The organism is Roseateles sp. (genome assembly GCF_965262435.1).
Classification (GTDB): domain Bacteria; phylum Pseudomonadota; class Gammaproteobacteria; order Burkholderiales; family Burkholderiaceae_C; genus Paucibacter_A.
In genome coordinates this window covers 1,987,501-2,002,774 of record NZ_OZ253537.1, presented here as the reverse complement: position 1 = coordinate 2,002,774, position 15,274 = coordinate 1,987,501, and the positions used below count along the sequence as shown (strand labels likewise).

At 67.9% G+C, this 15,274-nt stretch carries 15 protein-coding genes; 9 read left to right on the top strand and 6 right to left on the bottom strand.

Translation table 11 applies throughout. The features are described from left to right. From ACQY39_RS08685 to ACQY39_RS08670, 4 genes are all read right to left on the bottom strand, one after another. A complete protein-coding gene (locus ACQY39_RS08685) occupies positions 1-1,323 on the bottom strand; it encodes an efflux RND transporter periplasmic adaptor subunit (RefSeq protein ID WP_428505306.1) in 1,323 nt (440 codons plus the stop codon). Further along, positions 1,320-2,642: a TolC family protein gene (locus ACQY39_RS08680; RefSeq protein ID WP_428505304.1), complete on the bottom strand. Its 1,323-nt coding sequence runs from the start codon at positions 2,640-2,642 to the stop codon at positions 1,320-1,322. The genes ACQY39_RS08685 and ACQY39_RS08680 overlap by 4 nt, the downstream gene beginning before the upstream one ends. Positions 2,643-2,798: 156 nt before the next feature. Further along, entirely contained in the window at positions 2,799-3,173 is a 375-nt protein-coding gene (locus ACQY39_RS08675; RefSeq protein WP_428505302.1) for a hypothetical protein, read from the bottom strand. Positions 3,174-3,258: 85 nt separating this feature from the next. Next, positions 3,259-5,568 (bottom strand): heavy metal translocating P-type ATPase, encoded by a 2,310-nt coding sequence (locus ACQY39_RS08670; RefSeq protein ID WP_428505300.1) that lies wholly within the window; start codon positions 5,566-5,568, stop codon positions 3,259-3,261. A gap of 85 nt (positions 5,569-5,653) precedes the next feature. Here ACQY39_RS08670 and ACQY39_RS08665 point away from each other — a divergent pair, with 85 nt between their 5' ends. The 5 genes from ACQY39_RS08665 to ACQY39_RS08645 all read left to right on the top strand — a co-directional run bounded on the left by ACQY39_RS08665 (position 5,654) and on the right by ACQY39_RS08645 (position 9,218). Next, positions 5,654-5,977 (top strand): ArsR/SmtB family transcription factor, encoded by a 324-nt coding sequence (locus tag ACQY39_RS08665; protein ID WP_428505298.1) that lies wholly within the window; start codon positions 5,654-5,656, stop codon positions 5,975-5,977. A 119-nt stretch (positions 5,978-6,096) separates the two neighbouring features. Next, complete coding sequence (locus ACQY39_RS08660) at positions 6,097-6,603, top strand: arsenate reductase ArsC (RefSeq protein ID WP_428505296.1); 507 nt, start codon at positions 6,097-6,099, stop codon at positions 6,601-6,603. Positions 6,604-6,625: 22 nt separating this feature from the next. Further along, positions 6,626-7,291: an aquaporin gene (locus ACQY39_RS08655; protein ID WP_428505294.1), complete on the top strand. Its 666-nt coding sequence runs from the start codon at positions 6,626-6,628 to the stop codon at positions 7,289-7,291. Next, the gene (gene arsH, locus ACQY39_RS08650) at positions 7,284-8,018 is read left to right on the top strand and encodes an arsenical resistance protein ArsH (RefSeq protein ID WP_428505292.1); all 735 of its coding nucleotides are present in this window, start codon (positions 7,284-7,286) and stop codon (positions 8,016-8,018) included. Before ACQY39_RS08655 ends, arsH begins: the two co-directional genes overlap by 8 nt. Before the next feature lie 147 nt (positions 8,019-8,165). Next, complete coding sequence (locus tag ACQY39_RS08645) at positions 8,166-9,218, top strand: collagen-binding domain-containing protein (protein ID WP_428505290.1); 1,053 nt, start codon at positions 8,166-8,168, stop codon at positions 9,216-9,218. A gap of 73 nt (positions 9,219-9,291) precedes the next feature. Here the strand turns inward: ACQY39_RS08645 and ACQY39_RS08640 are convergent, their stop codons facing one another. Then, a complete protein-coding gene (locus ACQY39_RS08640; RefSeq protein ID WP_428505288.1) occupies positions 9,292-10,215 on the bottom strand; it encodes a hypothetical protein in 924 nt (307 codons plus the stop codon). A gap of 183 nt (positions 10,216-10,398) precedes the next feature. On the opposite strand from ACQY39_RS08640, the gene ACQY39_RS08635 reads away from it, so the two are divergent. From ACQY39_RS08635 to miaB, 4 genes are all read left to right on the top strand, one after another. Continuing rightward, on the top strand, positions 10,399-11,529 hold the full coding sequence (locus tag ACQY39_RS08635) for a L,D-transpeptidase Cds6 family protein (protein ID WP_428505286.1): 1,131 nt from the start codon (positions 10,399-10,401) through the stop codon (positions 11,527-11,529). 71 nt (positions 11,530-11,600) lie between these two features. Then, entirely contained in the window at positions 11,601-12,971 is a 1,371-nt protein-coding gene (locus tag ACQY39_RS08630) for a L,D-transpeptidase family protein (RefSeq protein ID WP_428505284.1), read from the top strand. Positions 12,972-13,087: 116 nt separating this feature from the next. Beyond that, positions 13,088-13,489: a hypothetical protein gene (locus ACQY39_RS08625; RefSeq protein WP_428505282.1), complete on the top strand. Its 402-nt coding sequence runs from the start codon at positions 13,088-13,090 to the stop codon at positions 13,487-13,489. A 70-nt stretch (positions 13,490-13,559) separates the two neighbouring features. Beyond that, complete coding sequence (gene miaB / locus ACQY39_RS08620; protein WP_428505280.1) at positions 13,560-14,924, top strand: tRNA (N6-isopentenyl adenosine(37)-C2)-methylthiotransferase MiaB; 1,365 nt, start codon at positions 13,560-13,562, stop codon at positions 14,922-14,924. Here the strand turns inward: miaB and ACQY39_RS08615 are convergent. Further along, on the bottom strand, positions 14,908-15,186 hold the full coding sequence (locus ACQY39_RS08615) for a hypothetical protein (RefSeq protein WP_428505278.1): 279 nt from the start codon (positions 15,184-15,186) through the stop codon (positions 14,908-14,910). The genes miaB and ACQY39_RS08615 overlap by 17 nt on opposite strands. Between the last annotated feature and the right edge of the window lie 88 nt (positions 15,187-15,274).

Below are 15,274 nucleotides of genomic sequence, written 5' to 3'. Positions count from 1 at the left end.
TCAATGCGCGTGGGCCGCGGCCGACTTGCCCAGATCGGCCTTGACGACAAAGCTGTTGGCGGAGGCATAGCGCTCCCCGGCGCTCAGGCCTTGCAGCACCTCGGTATGGCTGCCGTCGCTGCGGCCCAGGCGCACAGCGCGGGCGACCATGTGCTGGCCTTCGCGCACGTACACCTCGTCACGGCCTTCGCGGCTTTGCAAGGCCTCGTTGCGCACCGCCACCGGCACCGTCACTTCACCCGAGGCGCCCGTTTGGCCTGTTTGCAGCGCCACCGTCACCGGCTGGCCCGGCCGCCACTGGCCGCGCGGGTTGGGCAGCAGCAAGCGGGCCATGGCGCTGCGGCTTTGCTCGGCCACCGTGCTGCCGATATGGCTCAGCGTCAACGCCGGCTCTTTGGCAGGCGCGCCCTGGATGCGGCCGCGCGCGCCGATCTGCAGCTGGCCCAGGGTCTGCACCGGCAGGCTCAGCTCCACCCACAGCGTGCCCAGATCGGCCAGCTGGAAGATGGGCGCATCGTCCTTGAGCACCTCGCCGACGCTGATCTTTTTCTCGACCACCACGCCAGCCATGGGCGCACGGACCTCGTAACGGGTCAGGCCCGCGGTGCCGCTGGCCGCGGCGCCGGCGCCCAGGGCCTGCAGCTTCTGGCGCGCGTTCTCGGCCGTGATGTCCGCCTCCTGGAAGGCCTGGCGGGCTTGCAGGTAGTCCTGCTCGGCGCTGATCTTTTCCTCCCAGAGTTTCTTCTCGCGCTCGTAGACGCCGCGCGCCAGGGCCAGGCGCTTTTGCGCCGCCAGCAGCTCGCTGCGCTGGTCGGCCAGGGCCTGGCTGGAGATGACGGCCAGCACCTGGCCGGCCTGCACCCGATCACCGGCGCTGACGCGCACCGCCTCGACCTGGCCGGCCAGGCGCGGCGTCACCAAGACGCTGCGGTCCTGGTTCAGCTTGACCTCGCCCAGCAGCTCCAGGCTGCGGGCCAGGCTGGCCGGCCCGGCGGCTTCCAGGCGTATGGCCTGGCGCTGCAGCTGCTCGTCGCTGAGCTCGACGAATTCTTCGCCGCTGTCGGCGGAGCTGGCTGCAGCGGCGGGGGCCGAGGCGGCCACCACGGGCGGGGCCACCACAGAGGGCGCTTCTTCGTGGGGCGCCTCACCTTCGCCGTGCGCATGGGCGTCAGCCCCGGCCACGGCCGGCCCGCCGCGCAGGATGGCCCAGCCGCCGGCCAGGCCCAGGGCCAGCACCACAGCCACGGCCAGGGCCTGCTTCTTGGGGCGTGCTGCCGGAGTGGGATTCGCAGTTTCAGTGTGGGTATTGCTCTTCATCATCATGATGTGGTGTCTTGTTGGGTGGTGGGCTGCACGGCGAAAGGCGGCAGCCCCAAAAGGCGGGCGATCTCGGCAGCGGCGCGCCAGGCTTCGGCGCTCTGGCGCAGGGCTTGCTGGCGCAGCTGGAACAGGCTGCGCTGGGCATCGAGCACGTCGATGAAGGCGAACTTGCCCAGTTCGTAGCCGCGCAGCGCGGTGTCAAACGCCGTCTGCGCCAGCGGCAGCTGCTGCACGCGCAGGCTCAGCTGCTGCAGACGGGTCTGGCGCAGGCGCTCCTGGGCTTGCGCCAGGTCCAGACGCAGGCGCACCTGCGCGGCGGCCAGTTGCTCGCGCGCCTGCTCCTCGCGCTTCAGCGCTTCGAGCAAATTGCCCTCGTTGCGATCGCGCAGCGGCAAAGGCAAAGACAGGCCGATCACGGCCATGCTTCGCCCTGTTTCTGCCTCACGTTTGGCCCCCAGGCTGACGGTCACATCAGGCACGCGCTTGGCGCGCTCGCCGGCGGTCAGGGCCTGACGGCGGGCGATGTCCAGGCGGGCCAGGCGCAGGGCCGGCGCTTCATCGAGTGCCGTGCTGCTGGGCGCGACTTCGGCGCTGCTGGGCGGCATCTGCTCGGCCAGACCCTCGGCGCGCTCGAAGCGGGCCTCGGCGCCGCCCCAAAGCGCAGCCAGGCGCTGGCGGGCCAGGCTCAGCTCACTGCGCGCCTGGGCCAGGTCCGCACGCACGGCGCCGGCCGCGACCTGCGCCTTGTGCAGCTCCAGCGGCGCGACCTTGCCGGCCTGCAAACGCAGCTGCACCGCCTGCACGCTGCGCTCGGCCAGCTGCATGGCCGATTCGCTCAGGCTCAGCTGCTCCTGCGCCGCCAGCAGGTCAAAGAATGCCGTGCTGACGGCGGCCTGCAGCTCGGCCTGCCGCGCTTGCAAGCCCACGGCCGCCTGCTCGCGGGCATGAGCGGCCGCGGCCACGCGGGCAGCGCGCTTGCCGCCCAGCTCCAGGGCCTGGCTCCACTGCACGGTGCTGCTGCGGCTGGCACGGCGCGTGTCTTCGATCAGCAGGCTGAGCTCGGGGTTGGGGCCCACGCCGGCTTGCTGCTCGGCCGCTTCCTGGGCCTGCAGCTCCAGGCGCGCGACGGCCAGATCGGGGTTGTGGCTCAGGGCCAGGTTCAGGGCTTGCGGCAGGCTCAAACTTGCCGCGGGGACAGGTTCAGGCGTTTGCGCCCGCAAGCCCGGGCTCAGCAGCGCCAGGGCGCAGAGCGACAGCAGCGCCGCGGCGCGCGTCATCCGCACCGGCACCGGTACAAAGGAAATGAGAAAAGGGGTTCGCATCGAACACTCCGGTTTGTGTGGAAAAACAGCACATACGGGTGGTCGGCGCAGCGTCCGGCGGGCCTGAAAAAGAAACGATCAGGCCGAACTCACCTCACACGGACAGGCCGCGTGAGGACAAGCAAAAAGGAAAAAGGGTTTTGGACGACGCGCCGCTCAGGCGCGCAGCCAGTTGGGGCGGTCACGCCCCTCGGGAATGTGCGAGCGCTCAGCTGCGCAGCGCGGCGGCGGGCGCCGCTCGGCGCCGTCGGCCTGGGCACCTAGACCGTCGTCGGGCGACACGGCCAGCGGCGAATGGTTGCAGTGGCAGTGGCCGAGGGCGCAGACATCCTGGGCCCTGAGCTCAAGGCCATCACCATCATCGCCGAGCACTTGAGGCTCACGCGGCTCGGCATGGGTCTGGCCTTGCAAATGAACCGCCGCCTCCAGCGCGCTGGCCTGGAACTCCTTGATGCAGCACAGCGCTGCCGCGGCCCAGCTGGACTGGGCCAGCATCAACAGTGCCAGCAGGGTGAGGAGAAGACGACGCATGGAGAGGGCTTGAACAAAAGCGGGCGCAGTATAGCCAGCGCGGCAGACGATCATGCGGGTAAACGCTTGATGTCAGCGCTGAATTTCAGCGGCGCGGGCCGCGCAACATGCGCAGGCCGTTGAACACCACCAGCAAGCTGGCGCCCATATCGGCGAACACCGCCATCCACATGGTCGCGCTGCCGAACAAGGCTGCCAGCAAAAACGCCGCCTTGATGCCCAGCGCCAAGGCGATGTTCTGCCACAGCACGGCACGGGCGCGGCGTGAGAGCCGGATGGTCTCGGGCAGGCGCGACAGGTCGTCGTTCATCACCACCACATCGGCCGCCTCCATGGCTGTGTGCGTGCCGGCGCCGCCCATGGCAAAGCCGATGTCGGCGCGGGCCAGGGCCGGCGCGTCGTTGATGCCATCGCCGACCATGGCCGTGGGGCCCAGCCGGGCCTGCAGCTCGGTGATGGCGGCCAGCTTGTCCTCGGGCAGCAGATTGGCGCGCAGCTCGGTGATGCCCAGCTGGGCCGCGATCGCCTGCGCGGTGCGCGGGTTGTCGCCCGAGAGCATGACCGGGGTCAGGCCCAGATCGATCAGATCGGCCACGGCCTGGCGGCTGGAGGGCTTGACCGTGTCGGCCACGGCGCACAAGGCCAGCACGCCGCCGGCATCGGCCAGCAGGCTGACGCTGCGCCCGGCCTGCTCATGCACCGCCATCTGCGCCTCAAGCTCTGGCGAGCACTGACCGCGCTCCTCGATCCAGCGGTGATTGGCCAGCACCAGCGCCTGGCCCTCGACCTGAGCAGCCACGCCGCGGCCGGCCTCGGCGCGAAAGCCCTGCACCTCGGGCACCAACGCGACCGACAAGCCCTGGGCGATCGCCTTGGACACCGGGTGGTCCGAGCGCGAAGCCAGGGCTTGGGCCCAGGCCTGCACACGGGCCAGCTCGGCGCCGGGGCGCAGCAGCTCAAAGTGGGTCAGCACCGGCCGGCCTTCGGTCAGGGTGCCGGTCTTGTCGAGCGCCACGACCTTGAGCTTGCGTGCCTCTTCCAGATAGACCCCGCCCTTGATCAAGATGCCGCGACGCGCCGCCGCGGCCAGGCCGCTGACCACCGCCACCGGCGTCGAAATCACCAGGGCGCAGGGGCAGGCAATCACCAGCAGCACCAGGGCTTTGTAGACCGACTGCATCCAGGTCCAACCGGCCAGCCAGGGCATCAGCACCGCCACCGCCAGCGCCAGCACAAAGACCGCCGGGGTGTAGATGGCCGCAAAGCGATCGACAAAACGCTGCATCGGCGCGCGGCTGGACTGGGCCTCTTCGACCGCGTGGATGATGCGGGCCAGGGTGCTGTCAGCCGCCAGGGCCGTGACTTCGAATTCCAGCGCCGCGGTCTGGTTGATGGTGCCGGCGTAAAGCGCATCGCCCGCCCGCTTGTCCACCGGCAGGCTCTCGCCCGTGACCGGGGCCTGGTCCACCGCGCTCTGGCCACGCAGCACGCGGCCGTCCAGCGGCACCCGCTCGCCCGGCTTCAGGCGCACGGTCGCGCCCAGGCCCACCTCGCCGCTGGGCAGGCGGCGCCACTGGCCATCGGCCTGCAGCACTTCCGCATCCTCGGGCGCCAGGGCCAGCAGGCTCTGGATGGCATGACGCGCACGGTCCACGGCGCGCGCTTCGATCAGCTCGGCCAGGGCATACAGCGCCATCACCATGGCCGCCTCGGGCCATTGGCCGATGACAAAAGCGCCGCTGACGGCCACCGCCATCAAGGCATTGATGTTGAGGCGGCCGACGCGCAGCGCCGCCAGGCCTTTTTTGTAGGTCTCCAGCCCGGCCAGGGCGATGGCCGCCAGGGCCAGGGCCATGGAGGCGATCTGGAAGGGCAGCGTGTCCGGCGCGAAAAAGGCCAAGGCTTCGGCGCCCAAGGCCGCCAGCAAGGAGGCGATCAGGCGCGAGATACCGGCGCCCAGGCTCGCGGGCGCTGCAGCGGCACTGCCCTGCTCGGCGTCCTGGGACAAAAGCTGCGGCTCGTAGCCAAGGCGGCGGATGGCGGCCAGGGCCTGGGCCTGCACGGCCTCCGGCGCTTTCAGGGCCAGCTGGCGTTGGGGCACATCGAAACGCAGCGCTTCGATGCCGGCGAGCGGCTCCAGCGCCGCGCGGATCTCGGCCTGCTCGACCGCGCAGTCCATGCTGGCGATGCGGTAGCGGGTGTAGCCGGCCAGCGCTGCGGGCGCGGCCAGCGGCAGCACCGGCTCGGCCGTCTCGCAGGCATGGCCACAGCAGTCGCCGTGGGCGGCCAGCGCGGCCGGGGCATGGGCATGACCGTGCTCATGGTCATGCTCATGGCTGTGGGCATGAGGAGCGGAGCGGGAAGCAGAAGGGGCGCGTGTGTCCATGGCTTGCATTGGAAACCCTGGAGTGAGTCCAGAGTCAAGCGCATCGCTGGTTTTTACTTTTCGATATTTCCATAGATATGGAATAATAATTTCCATGCCTGAAGAACACGTCATCCGCGCCCTCGCCGCCCTGGCCCAAAGCCACCGCCTGCGCATCTTTCGCCTGCTGGTGGTGGCCGGTCAGGACGGCCTGACGCCCGGCGCCCTGGCCGAGGCCCTGGCCTTGCCGGCGGCCACCCTGTCGTTTCACCTCAAGGAACTTAGCAACGCCGGCTTGCTCAGCCAGGAACGCCTGGGCCGAAACCTGGTCTACCGCGCCGACTTTGCACAGATGAACGGCCTGCTGGCTTACCTCGGCGAAAACTGCTGCCAAGGCCAGGACTGTTTGCAGACCAAGGCGGTGGATTGCGGATGCTGAGTGGGGAAGGTGAGCGAGTGAACAGGTGAACGGGTGAACTCAAGCCGCCCCCCTCACGACTCACGACTCACGACTCACGATTCACCCATTCACTTGTTCACCCATTCACACCCCGCCCCATGACCACCCACGTCCTCATCCTCTGCACCCACAACTCCGCGCGCAGCGTGCTCAGCGAAGGCATGCTCAATCACTGGGCCCAAAAGCTCGGCCGGAATGTGCGCGCCCACAGCGCCGGCAGCGCGCCCAGCGGCCGGCTCAACCCCTTCGCGCTGGAAGCCTTGACGAGTGCCAGCGTCGAAGTCGCGGGCTACCGCAGCAAGAGCTGGGACGAGTTCACGGGCCCGGAGGCGCCACCGCTGTCCATCGTCATCACCGTTTGCGACAGCGCGGCGGCCGAAACCTGCCCGGTGTTCTTCTCCGGCAGCGAGCAGGTGCCGGTGAAGGTGCATTGGGGCTACCCCGACCCGTCGAACGCCGAGGGCGGCGACGAGGGCAAGCGCCGCGCCTTTGAGCTGACCCGCCAGGCGATTGCCTACCGCATGCTGCAGCTTCTGGCCCTGCCGCTGGAGCAACTGCGCGGCACTGAGCTGACTGCGGCCCTGCAGGCCATTGCGCGCAGCTGAGTCGACCGGGGTCCTGTTCACCATGCACCATCGCTTGTCTCAAAAGCTGCTGGCCGAAGCCCTGGGCACGGCCTTGCTGCTGGCCATCGTCATCGGCTCCGGCATCATGGCCGAGCGCCTGGCCGGCGGCAATGTCGCCCTCGCCCTGCTGGCCAACACCGCCGCCACCGTGGGCGGGCTCTATGTGCTGATCGAGGTTTTCGGTCCCATCAGCGGCGCCCACTTCAACCCGGCCGTGTCCCTGGTGATGGCCTGGCGCCGCGAGCTGCCCTGGTCCAGCCTGGCGCCCTTCATCGCCGCACAGCTGCTCGGTGCGCTGCTGGGCGCCTGGGCGGCCCACGCGATGTTCGAGCTGCCCCTGCTGCAAACCGCGGCCAAGCTGCGCGCCGGCCCGGCGCAATGGCTGGCCGAGGGCATCGCCACCGCCGGCCTGCTGCTGGTGATCCTGCGCGCGCCGGCGGGCCGGGCCTCGTCCCTGGTGGCCGCCTACATCGGCGCGGCCTACTGGTTCACCGCTTCCACCTCGTTTGCCAACCCCGCCGCCGTGTTCGGCCGCATGTTCAGCGACAGCTTTGCCGGCATCGCCCCGGCCAGCGCGCCGGGCTTTGTGCTGGCCGAGCTCTTGGGCGCTGTGCTGGGCCTGGCGCTGCATCACGCTCTCTCTCCCAGAACCACTCGCCATGACTGACCCTCTTCACATCAAGCCCGAAGACTTTCCGGCCCTGGACGCGCAGCTGTTCCAGCGTCCCAGCCTCGAAGCCCTGCGCCCAGGCCAGGCCAGCGTTCACGCGCCGCGCTTTCTGATGCTCTACGGCTCCCTGCGTGAGCGCTCCTTCAGCCGCCTGCTGGCCGAAGAAGCCGGGCGCCTGCTGCAAGCCATGGGCGGCGAGGTGCGCTTCTTCAACCCCAGCGGCCTGCCCCTGCCGGACGACAGCACGGACAGCCACCCCAAGGTGCAAGAGCTCCGCGAACTGGTGCTATGGAGCGAGGGCATGGTCTGGAGCAGCCCCGAGCGCCACGGCGCCATGACCGGCGTGATGAAGGCGCAGATCGACTGGATTCCTTTGACCAGCGGCGCCGTGCGCCCGACCCAGGGCAAGACCCTGGCGGTGATGCAGGTCAGCGGCGGCTCGCAAAGCTTCAATGCGGTAAACCAGCTGCGAGTCCTGGGCCGCTGGATGCGCATGCTGACCATCCCCAACCAGAGCTCGGTGGCCAAGGCTTTCCTCGAGTTTGACGAGCAGGGGCGGATGAAACCCTCGGCGTACTACGACCGGGTGGTCGACGTGATGGAGGAATTGTTCAAATTCACCTTGCTGACGCGCGACATCGGGCCCTGTTTGGTGGACCGCTACAGCGAACGCAAGGAGAGCGCAGAGGCGCTGTCGCAGCGCATGCAGCAGTCAAAACTGTGACACCTCCCAGCCACCAAATGGAATACCACTACAAAACCACATCCCCTGAATCGGGGGTAGGTAAATAAGGCGTTATTTCTAGAATCTCGCTGGCTGCAGCGCAGGAATTCCCCTGATTGCACGCCGCTCCTACCCAAGGGATTCGTGATGAATACAAACAGCCTCCGCAAAATCGGCGGATTTAAACTGGTATCTGCTGCGGCGACCCTGCTGCTGATGGCCGGTTCGGTGCAAGCCTCGGTGATCGACCTGGGCCCGGCCAGCGGCTACAGCGGTTTCTTCTTCGGCAATGTGAACGCGGCTTCGGACGTGGAAGGCCGTCTGGCCGTCGGCGGCAACCTGACGGCCGGCTTCGACATCGGCTACCGCAATGCCTACGGCTCCAACCAACCCAGCCTGGTGGTCAAGGGCGGTGTCTCGCTGACCAACGCCTCGGGCGGCCCCGCCGGCACCGTCTACAACGGCCCCAACACCAACATCGACACCAACGCCGGCATCGGCCCGTCCGAGGCCAGCTGGCTGCCGGGCGCCGTGAACTACGGCCAGATCGTCTACGGCACCAGCCTGAGCGCCCGCGATTGGCAATACGGCAGCGCCGTGAAGAACGCCAGCTACCTGGACTTTGGCGCCGCCAAGACTCAGCTGAGCAATCTGTCCACCCAACTGGCTGGCCTGAGCGCCACCGGCAGCTGGCAAGCCCTGCCCGGTTCGGGCGGCCTGAAGCTGACCGGCGACGGCAGCGACAACCCGCAGGTCTTCAACCTCGGCAACACCTCGCTGAGCACCAGCATCACGCTGGAGAACGTCAAGGCCGGTGCTCATGTGATCATCAACAGCACGCTCAGCAATGTGGTGCTCAGCGGTGACTTCGGCGGCCACGAGGTCAACTCCAGCGATGCGCTGGCCCAGCATCGCGACCGCATCCTTTACAACTTCAGCAACGCCACCCACCTGAACGTGGCCAGCTTTATCAACGGCAGCGTGCTGGCGGTGAAGGCGGACGTGATCGGCAGCGGCCACCTGGAGGGCACCCTGATCGCCAACTCCCTGAGTGCCGGCCCGAACGGCCGCCTGGAGCTGGGCTACGAGCCCTTCGTGCCGACGACCCCGGTGCCGGAACCCGCCAGCGTCGCCCTGATGCTGGCCGGCCTGGGTGCGATCGGCCTGTTCTCGCGCCGCCGCAAGCAGGATTGCGCCTGATCAAATCACAGGACGCAAATAGAACGAAGGGCTCCCTCGGGAGCCCTTTTTTCATGCGCGCGCAAAAACGCGCTCAGCCGCGCCGGGCCGCTGCGCGGCGTTTCCAGATCCACACACCTGCCCCGGCCAGAGCAGCCAGCGCGGCCAATACAGCCAGGCCAACCAGCCAAGCGGTGGATTGCGTTTGGTTGGCCGCACGCCGCTGCTCGCGCGCCAGCAGCTGACTGCTGAGCTGCGTCATCGCAGCCTGCAACTGCTTTTGCTCGCCCTGCAAAGCGGCGAACTGTGCCTCGGCCTGCTTGATGCGGTCAGGGCGCGGGCCTTCGACACCGGGGTGGGTTTCAGGCGTGGCGCCGGCCGGACCGCCGACATCCAGGGCCAGCAAGAGCCGAATGCCAGCCAGCGGAGCAAACCAATCGCCACTGGCGGCGGCGGGCGTGCCGCTGGCGCGCTCGGACAAGGCCGCGTCCAGACGCAGGGCAGGCCCGCTGCGGCGGGCGGTCGGCGCAGCAGGAGGCTGCGCTTTGGTCACAGCTTTGCTGGCAGCGACACGGGTCGGCGCTGCCTCCACCGGGCCGGCCGCGGGCGGCGGCAGCAGGTCCTCGGCCGGATCCAACATCAAGCTGAACTGCTGACGCGGACAACCGAGACTCACTTGCACCAACGGCTCGGTCACCGGCACGGCGGTGCGCAAGCGCATCAGAATGCTGCCGTCGGCCGCCTGCCAGTCGATGGAACGCATGAATTCGCTGGCTTTGAGTGCACGCTCGCCGATGCTCACCTCGGCCGTGAAGCAGGGGTCGGTCAGGGTCTTGCTGATTTTGTCTCCGGCACTCAGACGCAGGGCTATTTGGACTTGAAGCGGTTGGCCGAGGACCGACTGCAGCCGCGGCGGGCTGATGTCCAGCGCCTGGCTGGGGTCGGCGACCAGCAGCAGGAGCGCCAGGCCCAAGGCCCGAGGGAACATCCGTTCGCGAAAATCAACGTTATGCAGCATGCACACCAAGGCGAGTCAGGCCTGCCGGACATCCAGCAGAAACTGCCAACGACTCTAGCATGGGCCCCTCCCGCCAAGAGCCCGGGCAGAAGGGGGAAATCCGGGTAGTTCCCGTGCCGGCCGCCCCGGGCAGCGCGCAGGCCGGCCCACTACAATCGCGCCACTTCTCAATCGGCCGCGACCATGCCCTCTTCCAAGCTCTTGTCCGTGACACGCACCGCGTTCCGCCCGACCGTCCTGGCCAGCCTGATGGCGCTGTCCCTGGGCCTGATGAGCACCGGCCAGGCACGTGCCGACGAGGTCAGCGATGTGCAGGCCATTCTGGCCGCCGGCAAAGCCGCCGAGGGCCTGAAAAAGGTGGACCAGCTGCTCGCCGCCAAGCCCGAAGAGCCGCGCCTGCGCCTGCAGCGCGGCATCGCGCTTTCACTGCTGAATCGCAACGCCGAGGCCATCGGCGTGTTCCAGAAGCTGATCGAAACCCACCCCGAGCTGCCCGGCCCCTACAACAACCTGGCCGTGCTCTACGGCAACCAGGGCGAGTACGAGAAAGCCCGCCAAGCTTTGGAGCTGGCCATCCGCACCAACCCGGCCTATGCGACCGCCTTCCAGAACCTCGGCGACGTCTACGCCCGTCTGGCCGGCCAGGCCTACAAAAAGGCCCTGGCCCTGGACAAGAACGACGGCGTGCTGCCGCTGAAGCTGGCGGTGGTACAGAACATCTTTGAATCGAGTGTGGACCCACGCAAGGCGCCCGCGCCTGCGCCGATTCCAGCCCCGGCCCCCGCTGCCGCGCCGATGCCCGCGGCCAAACCTGCGCCCGCGCCAGCGGCCGCCACCCCGGCCCCGGCGGCGGCCCCGACCCCTGCTGTGGCTCCGACACCGGCTGTCAAGCCTGCGCCCGTGCCAACACCCGCTCCCGTGGCCAAGCCCGAGCCCAGCAAACCCGAACCGGCCAAGGCCGAGAGCAGCGCCGCAGCCGACCGCCAGGCGGTGGAGAACGCCATGCTGGCCTGGGCCAAGGCCTGGAGTTCGCGTGACATGAACAGCTACTACGCCGCCTACACGTCTGACTTCAAGGGCAAGTCACCCAACCGCAAGGCCTGGGAGCAAGAGCGCCGCGACCGCATCACCAGCAAGAAGAGCATCAAGGTCACGCTCAGCGACATCAAGGTCAAGCTCCAGGGCGACAAGGCCACGGTCAGCCTGCGCCAGGACTACAACTCCGACGCCCTCAGCGTGAAGAGCAGCAAGAGCTTCTCCCTGAACCGCAGCCGCAACGGCCGCTGGCAGATTTCGGACGAGACCAATCGCTGAGCCCTGGCCGCACCGAGCCACACCCCGCCCCACCTTCTTGCCAGTCTGCGCTGTACCGAATTTTCTTTCTCATGCCGGCCCCGAATTCCGACCTTGACCGCCTGGCCGAGCGCCTGTCCTCCCGGCACGGCCGCGTCGAGCGCAAGCGCCCGCTGCTGATCGCCGGCCTGGCCGCAGCCGTGCTGGGCGCCATCGGCGCGGTCGGCTTCGTCTCGGCGCGGGTCGAGCTGAGCGTGCCTGCGGCCTTGGGCGGAAAGAACAAGAACAGCAGCGCCAGCATCGGTCAAACGACCCCAAGCCCCGACCTGCTGACGGCCCAGATCGACGGACAAACTCCAGAGGGCCAACTGATCCAGACCTACCAACTGCTGGCCAAGGGCGAGGACGGCCGAGCCTTTGCGCTGGTGGAACAACTGGTGCGTCGACAGCCCGATTTCGCCCTGGCACAGATGGTCTACGGCACCTTGCTGCTGGCACGCAGCGGCCAGGGCGAGGCGGTCGAGCGCCATCTGGTGGCGGCCGGCGGCGCCAAGAACCCCGACCCGGCCGCCCTGCTGCGCACCGAAGCGCGCCTGCGCCTGGCCGCCCTGGTCGAGCGCCCGCCTCAAGACGCCCTGCCCGAGCAGATGTTCGGCCTCGCGCCCAGCGTGCGCCACGCCATCATGGTGGACACCAGCCGCGCTCGACTCTATCTGTTCGAAAACAGCGCCAACGGCGTGCGCCTGCTGCGCGACAGCTACATCTCGATTGGCAAGCTGGGCACCGGCAAGCTGGTCGAAGGCGACCAGCGCACGCCGCTGGGCACTTACTACGTGGGCCTGCGCCGCGATGAGGCGGCTGCGCGCTACGGCGCCGCGGCCCTGCCCCTGAACTACCCGAATGAGATCGACCGCCTGGCCGGCCGCGGCGGCACCAGCATCTGGCTGCACGGCGAGCGCAGCGGCAACTACGCGCGCAGCCCGCAGTCCACAGACGGCTGCATCGTGCTCAGCAATGACGAGATGCGCCTGCTGGCGGAAACCGTGACGCCGCGCGAAACGCCGGTGCTGGTGATGGACAAAATCCGCTGGGTCAAAAAGAGCAGCGTCAGCAGCCCGCCGGCGCTGGATGCCGGCTTTGAATCGGCTTTTGAACAATGGCAGCAGGCCCGCCTGCGCCAGGACGCAGCCGCCTTGCGCCAGTTGTACGAGCCCGGGCTGCAGCGCGGCTCGGACAGCAGCAGCGACAAGCTTGCAAGCAACCTCTCCCGCATGGAGCGCCAGGAATTGCCGGTGCAAGCGCTGGAGCGCCTGAGCGTGCTGCCGGGCCAGCAAGCCGAACCGGTGCTCATCGTCACCTACCGCGAACTGAGCGCCCAGGACGAGCGCGCCCGGCTCAAGCGCCAGTATTGGCGTGAACAAAATGGGCAGTGGAAGATCTTCTTCGACGGCGTCATCGGCTGAGACTCGCCGGCTCCGGCGGGCGCTGCACTAAAATCAGCGGCTGCGCTGAAGCCAGCGCCCCGCCCCGTGCAGCCTCCGCGCAGCACGCCCATTCACGCAGCCCCTGGACAAATACCATGCAACGCTGTGTTCATTCCGCCTTGGCCACCCTGGCCGGCGCCGCCCTCGCGCTCAGTGCGCCTTTTGCCGCGCAGGCACAGTCCCACCGGCAATTCAGCCCGCAAACCTTGCGCGGTGAATTCCTGCTGGTGCAAACACCCGACGTGCTGCTCAACGGCAAACCGAGCAAGCTTTCGCCCGGCACCCGCGTGTATGGCGACACCAACCTGCTGCAGCAACCGGCCAGCCTGGCGGGCCAAAAGCTGACCGTGCACTACACCATGGCACCTGATGGCCAGATCCTCGATGTCTGGCTGCTGAACCCGGTCGAGCTGGCCAACAAGACCTGGCCCCGCACGCCGCTGGAAGCCGCCAGCTGGGCCTTCGAGCCCGGCACGCAGACCTGGCTCAAGCGCTGAGCGTCCGCAGCGTCCTTGCATCTGGCTGGCCGAACGGGCCAGCCCACCCTCTTTTTTCCTGAGTCCCGCCATGAGCAGCAACACCCCGTCCCCCAAGAAAGTCTTCATCAAAACCTTCGGCTGCCAGATGAACGAGTACGACTCGGGCAAGATGGCCGATGTGCTCGGCGCGGCCCAGGGCTACGAGAAGACCGACGACGTCGAGCAGGCCGACCTGATCCTCTTCAACACCTGCTCGGTGCGCGAGAAGGCGCAAGAGAAGGTGTTCAGCGATCTGGGCCGCGTCAAGCACCTGAAGGAAAAAGGCGTGCTGATCGGTGTGGGCGGCTGCGTGGCCTCGCAAGAAGGCGCGGCCATCATCGAGCGCGCACCCTATGTGGACGTGGTATTTGGCCCGCAGACCCTGCACCGCCTGCCGCAGATGCTGGCCGCGCGCCGTGAGGAGCGCCGCCCGCAAGTGGACATCAGCTTCCCCGAGATCGAGAAGTTCGACCACCTGCCGCCAGCCAAGGTCGAGGGCGCCTCGGCTTTCGTCTCCATCATGGAAGGCTGCTCCAAGTACTGCAGCTACTGCGTCGTGCCCTACACCCGCGGCGAAGAGGTCTCGCGCCCCTTTGACGATGTGCTGACCGAGATCGCCGGCCTGGCCGACCAGGGCGTGGTGGAGTTCAATCTGCTGGGTCAGAACGTCAATGCTTACCGCGGCAAGATGGGCGACACGGGCGAATACGCCGACCTGGCCCTGCTGCTGGAATACGCCTCTGAGATCCCTGGCATCGAGCGCCTGCGCTTCACCACCAGCCACCCGAACGAGTTCAGCCAGCGCCTGATCGAGGCCTACGGCAAGGTGCCGCAGTTGGTCAACCATCTGCACCTGCCGGTCCAGCATGGCAGCGACCGCATCCTCATGGCCATGAAGCGCGGCTACACCGCCCTGGAGTTCAAGAGCACGATCAAGAAGCTGCGCGCCATCCGCCCGGACATCCGCATCGCCAGCGATTTCATCGTCGGCTTCCCCGGCGAGACCGAAGAAGACCATGCCAAGCTGATGAAGCTGGTGCACGACATCGGCTTCGACGCATCCTTCAGCTTCATCTTCAGCCCCCGCCCCGGCACGCCGGCCGCCGCGCTGGAGGACACGACGCCCTACGAAGTGAAGGTCAAGCGCCTGCAGGAGCTGCAAGCCGTGATCGAGGCCAACACCCTGGCCATCAGCGAAACCATGGTCGGCACAACCCAGCGCATCCTCGTCACCGGCAATGCTCGCAAGGACGCCAGCGAGCTGATGGGCCGCACCGAGTGCAACCGCATCGTCAACTTCAAGGGTCAGGCCCGGCTGATGAACCAGTTGGTGGACGTCAAGATCACCCAGGCTTTCGCGCACTCGCTGCGCGCCGAGGTGCTGACCCAGGAGACCGTCAGCGTCCCAGCCTGAAGCTCAAGACGCATTGCGGCAGGCTGATGCCTAAAAGCATCAGCCCATAGCCCAGCATCTTGCCGTCCCGGCCCAGCAGCACCATGGCCAGAATCAAAGCCAGGCTGCCGCCCCAGCCACCCCAGACCGTCAAGCGCCGCCAAGCCAGAGCCTTGAGCTCGCGCCGCCACAACAGCTTGGCGCCACCCGCCATCAGCGCGGCCACGGCCCAGGCCGGCAGGAAGAAATTGCTCAGGTGCCAAAAGGCGTCCAGGGGGTTCAAGGTGGCGGTGCTCGCAAGCTGGCGGTTCGTTGGGACGGGGTTTGCTTGATGTGCATCAAGCTTTTCGGGCACATCCATGGCCTTGCGG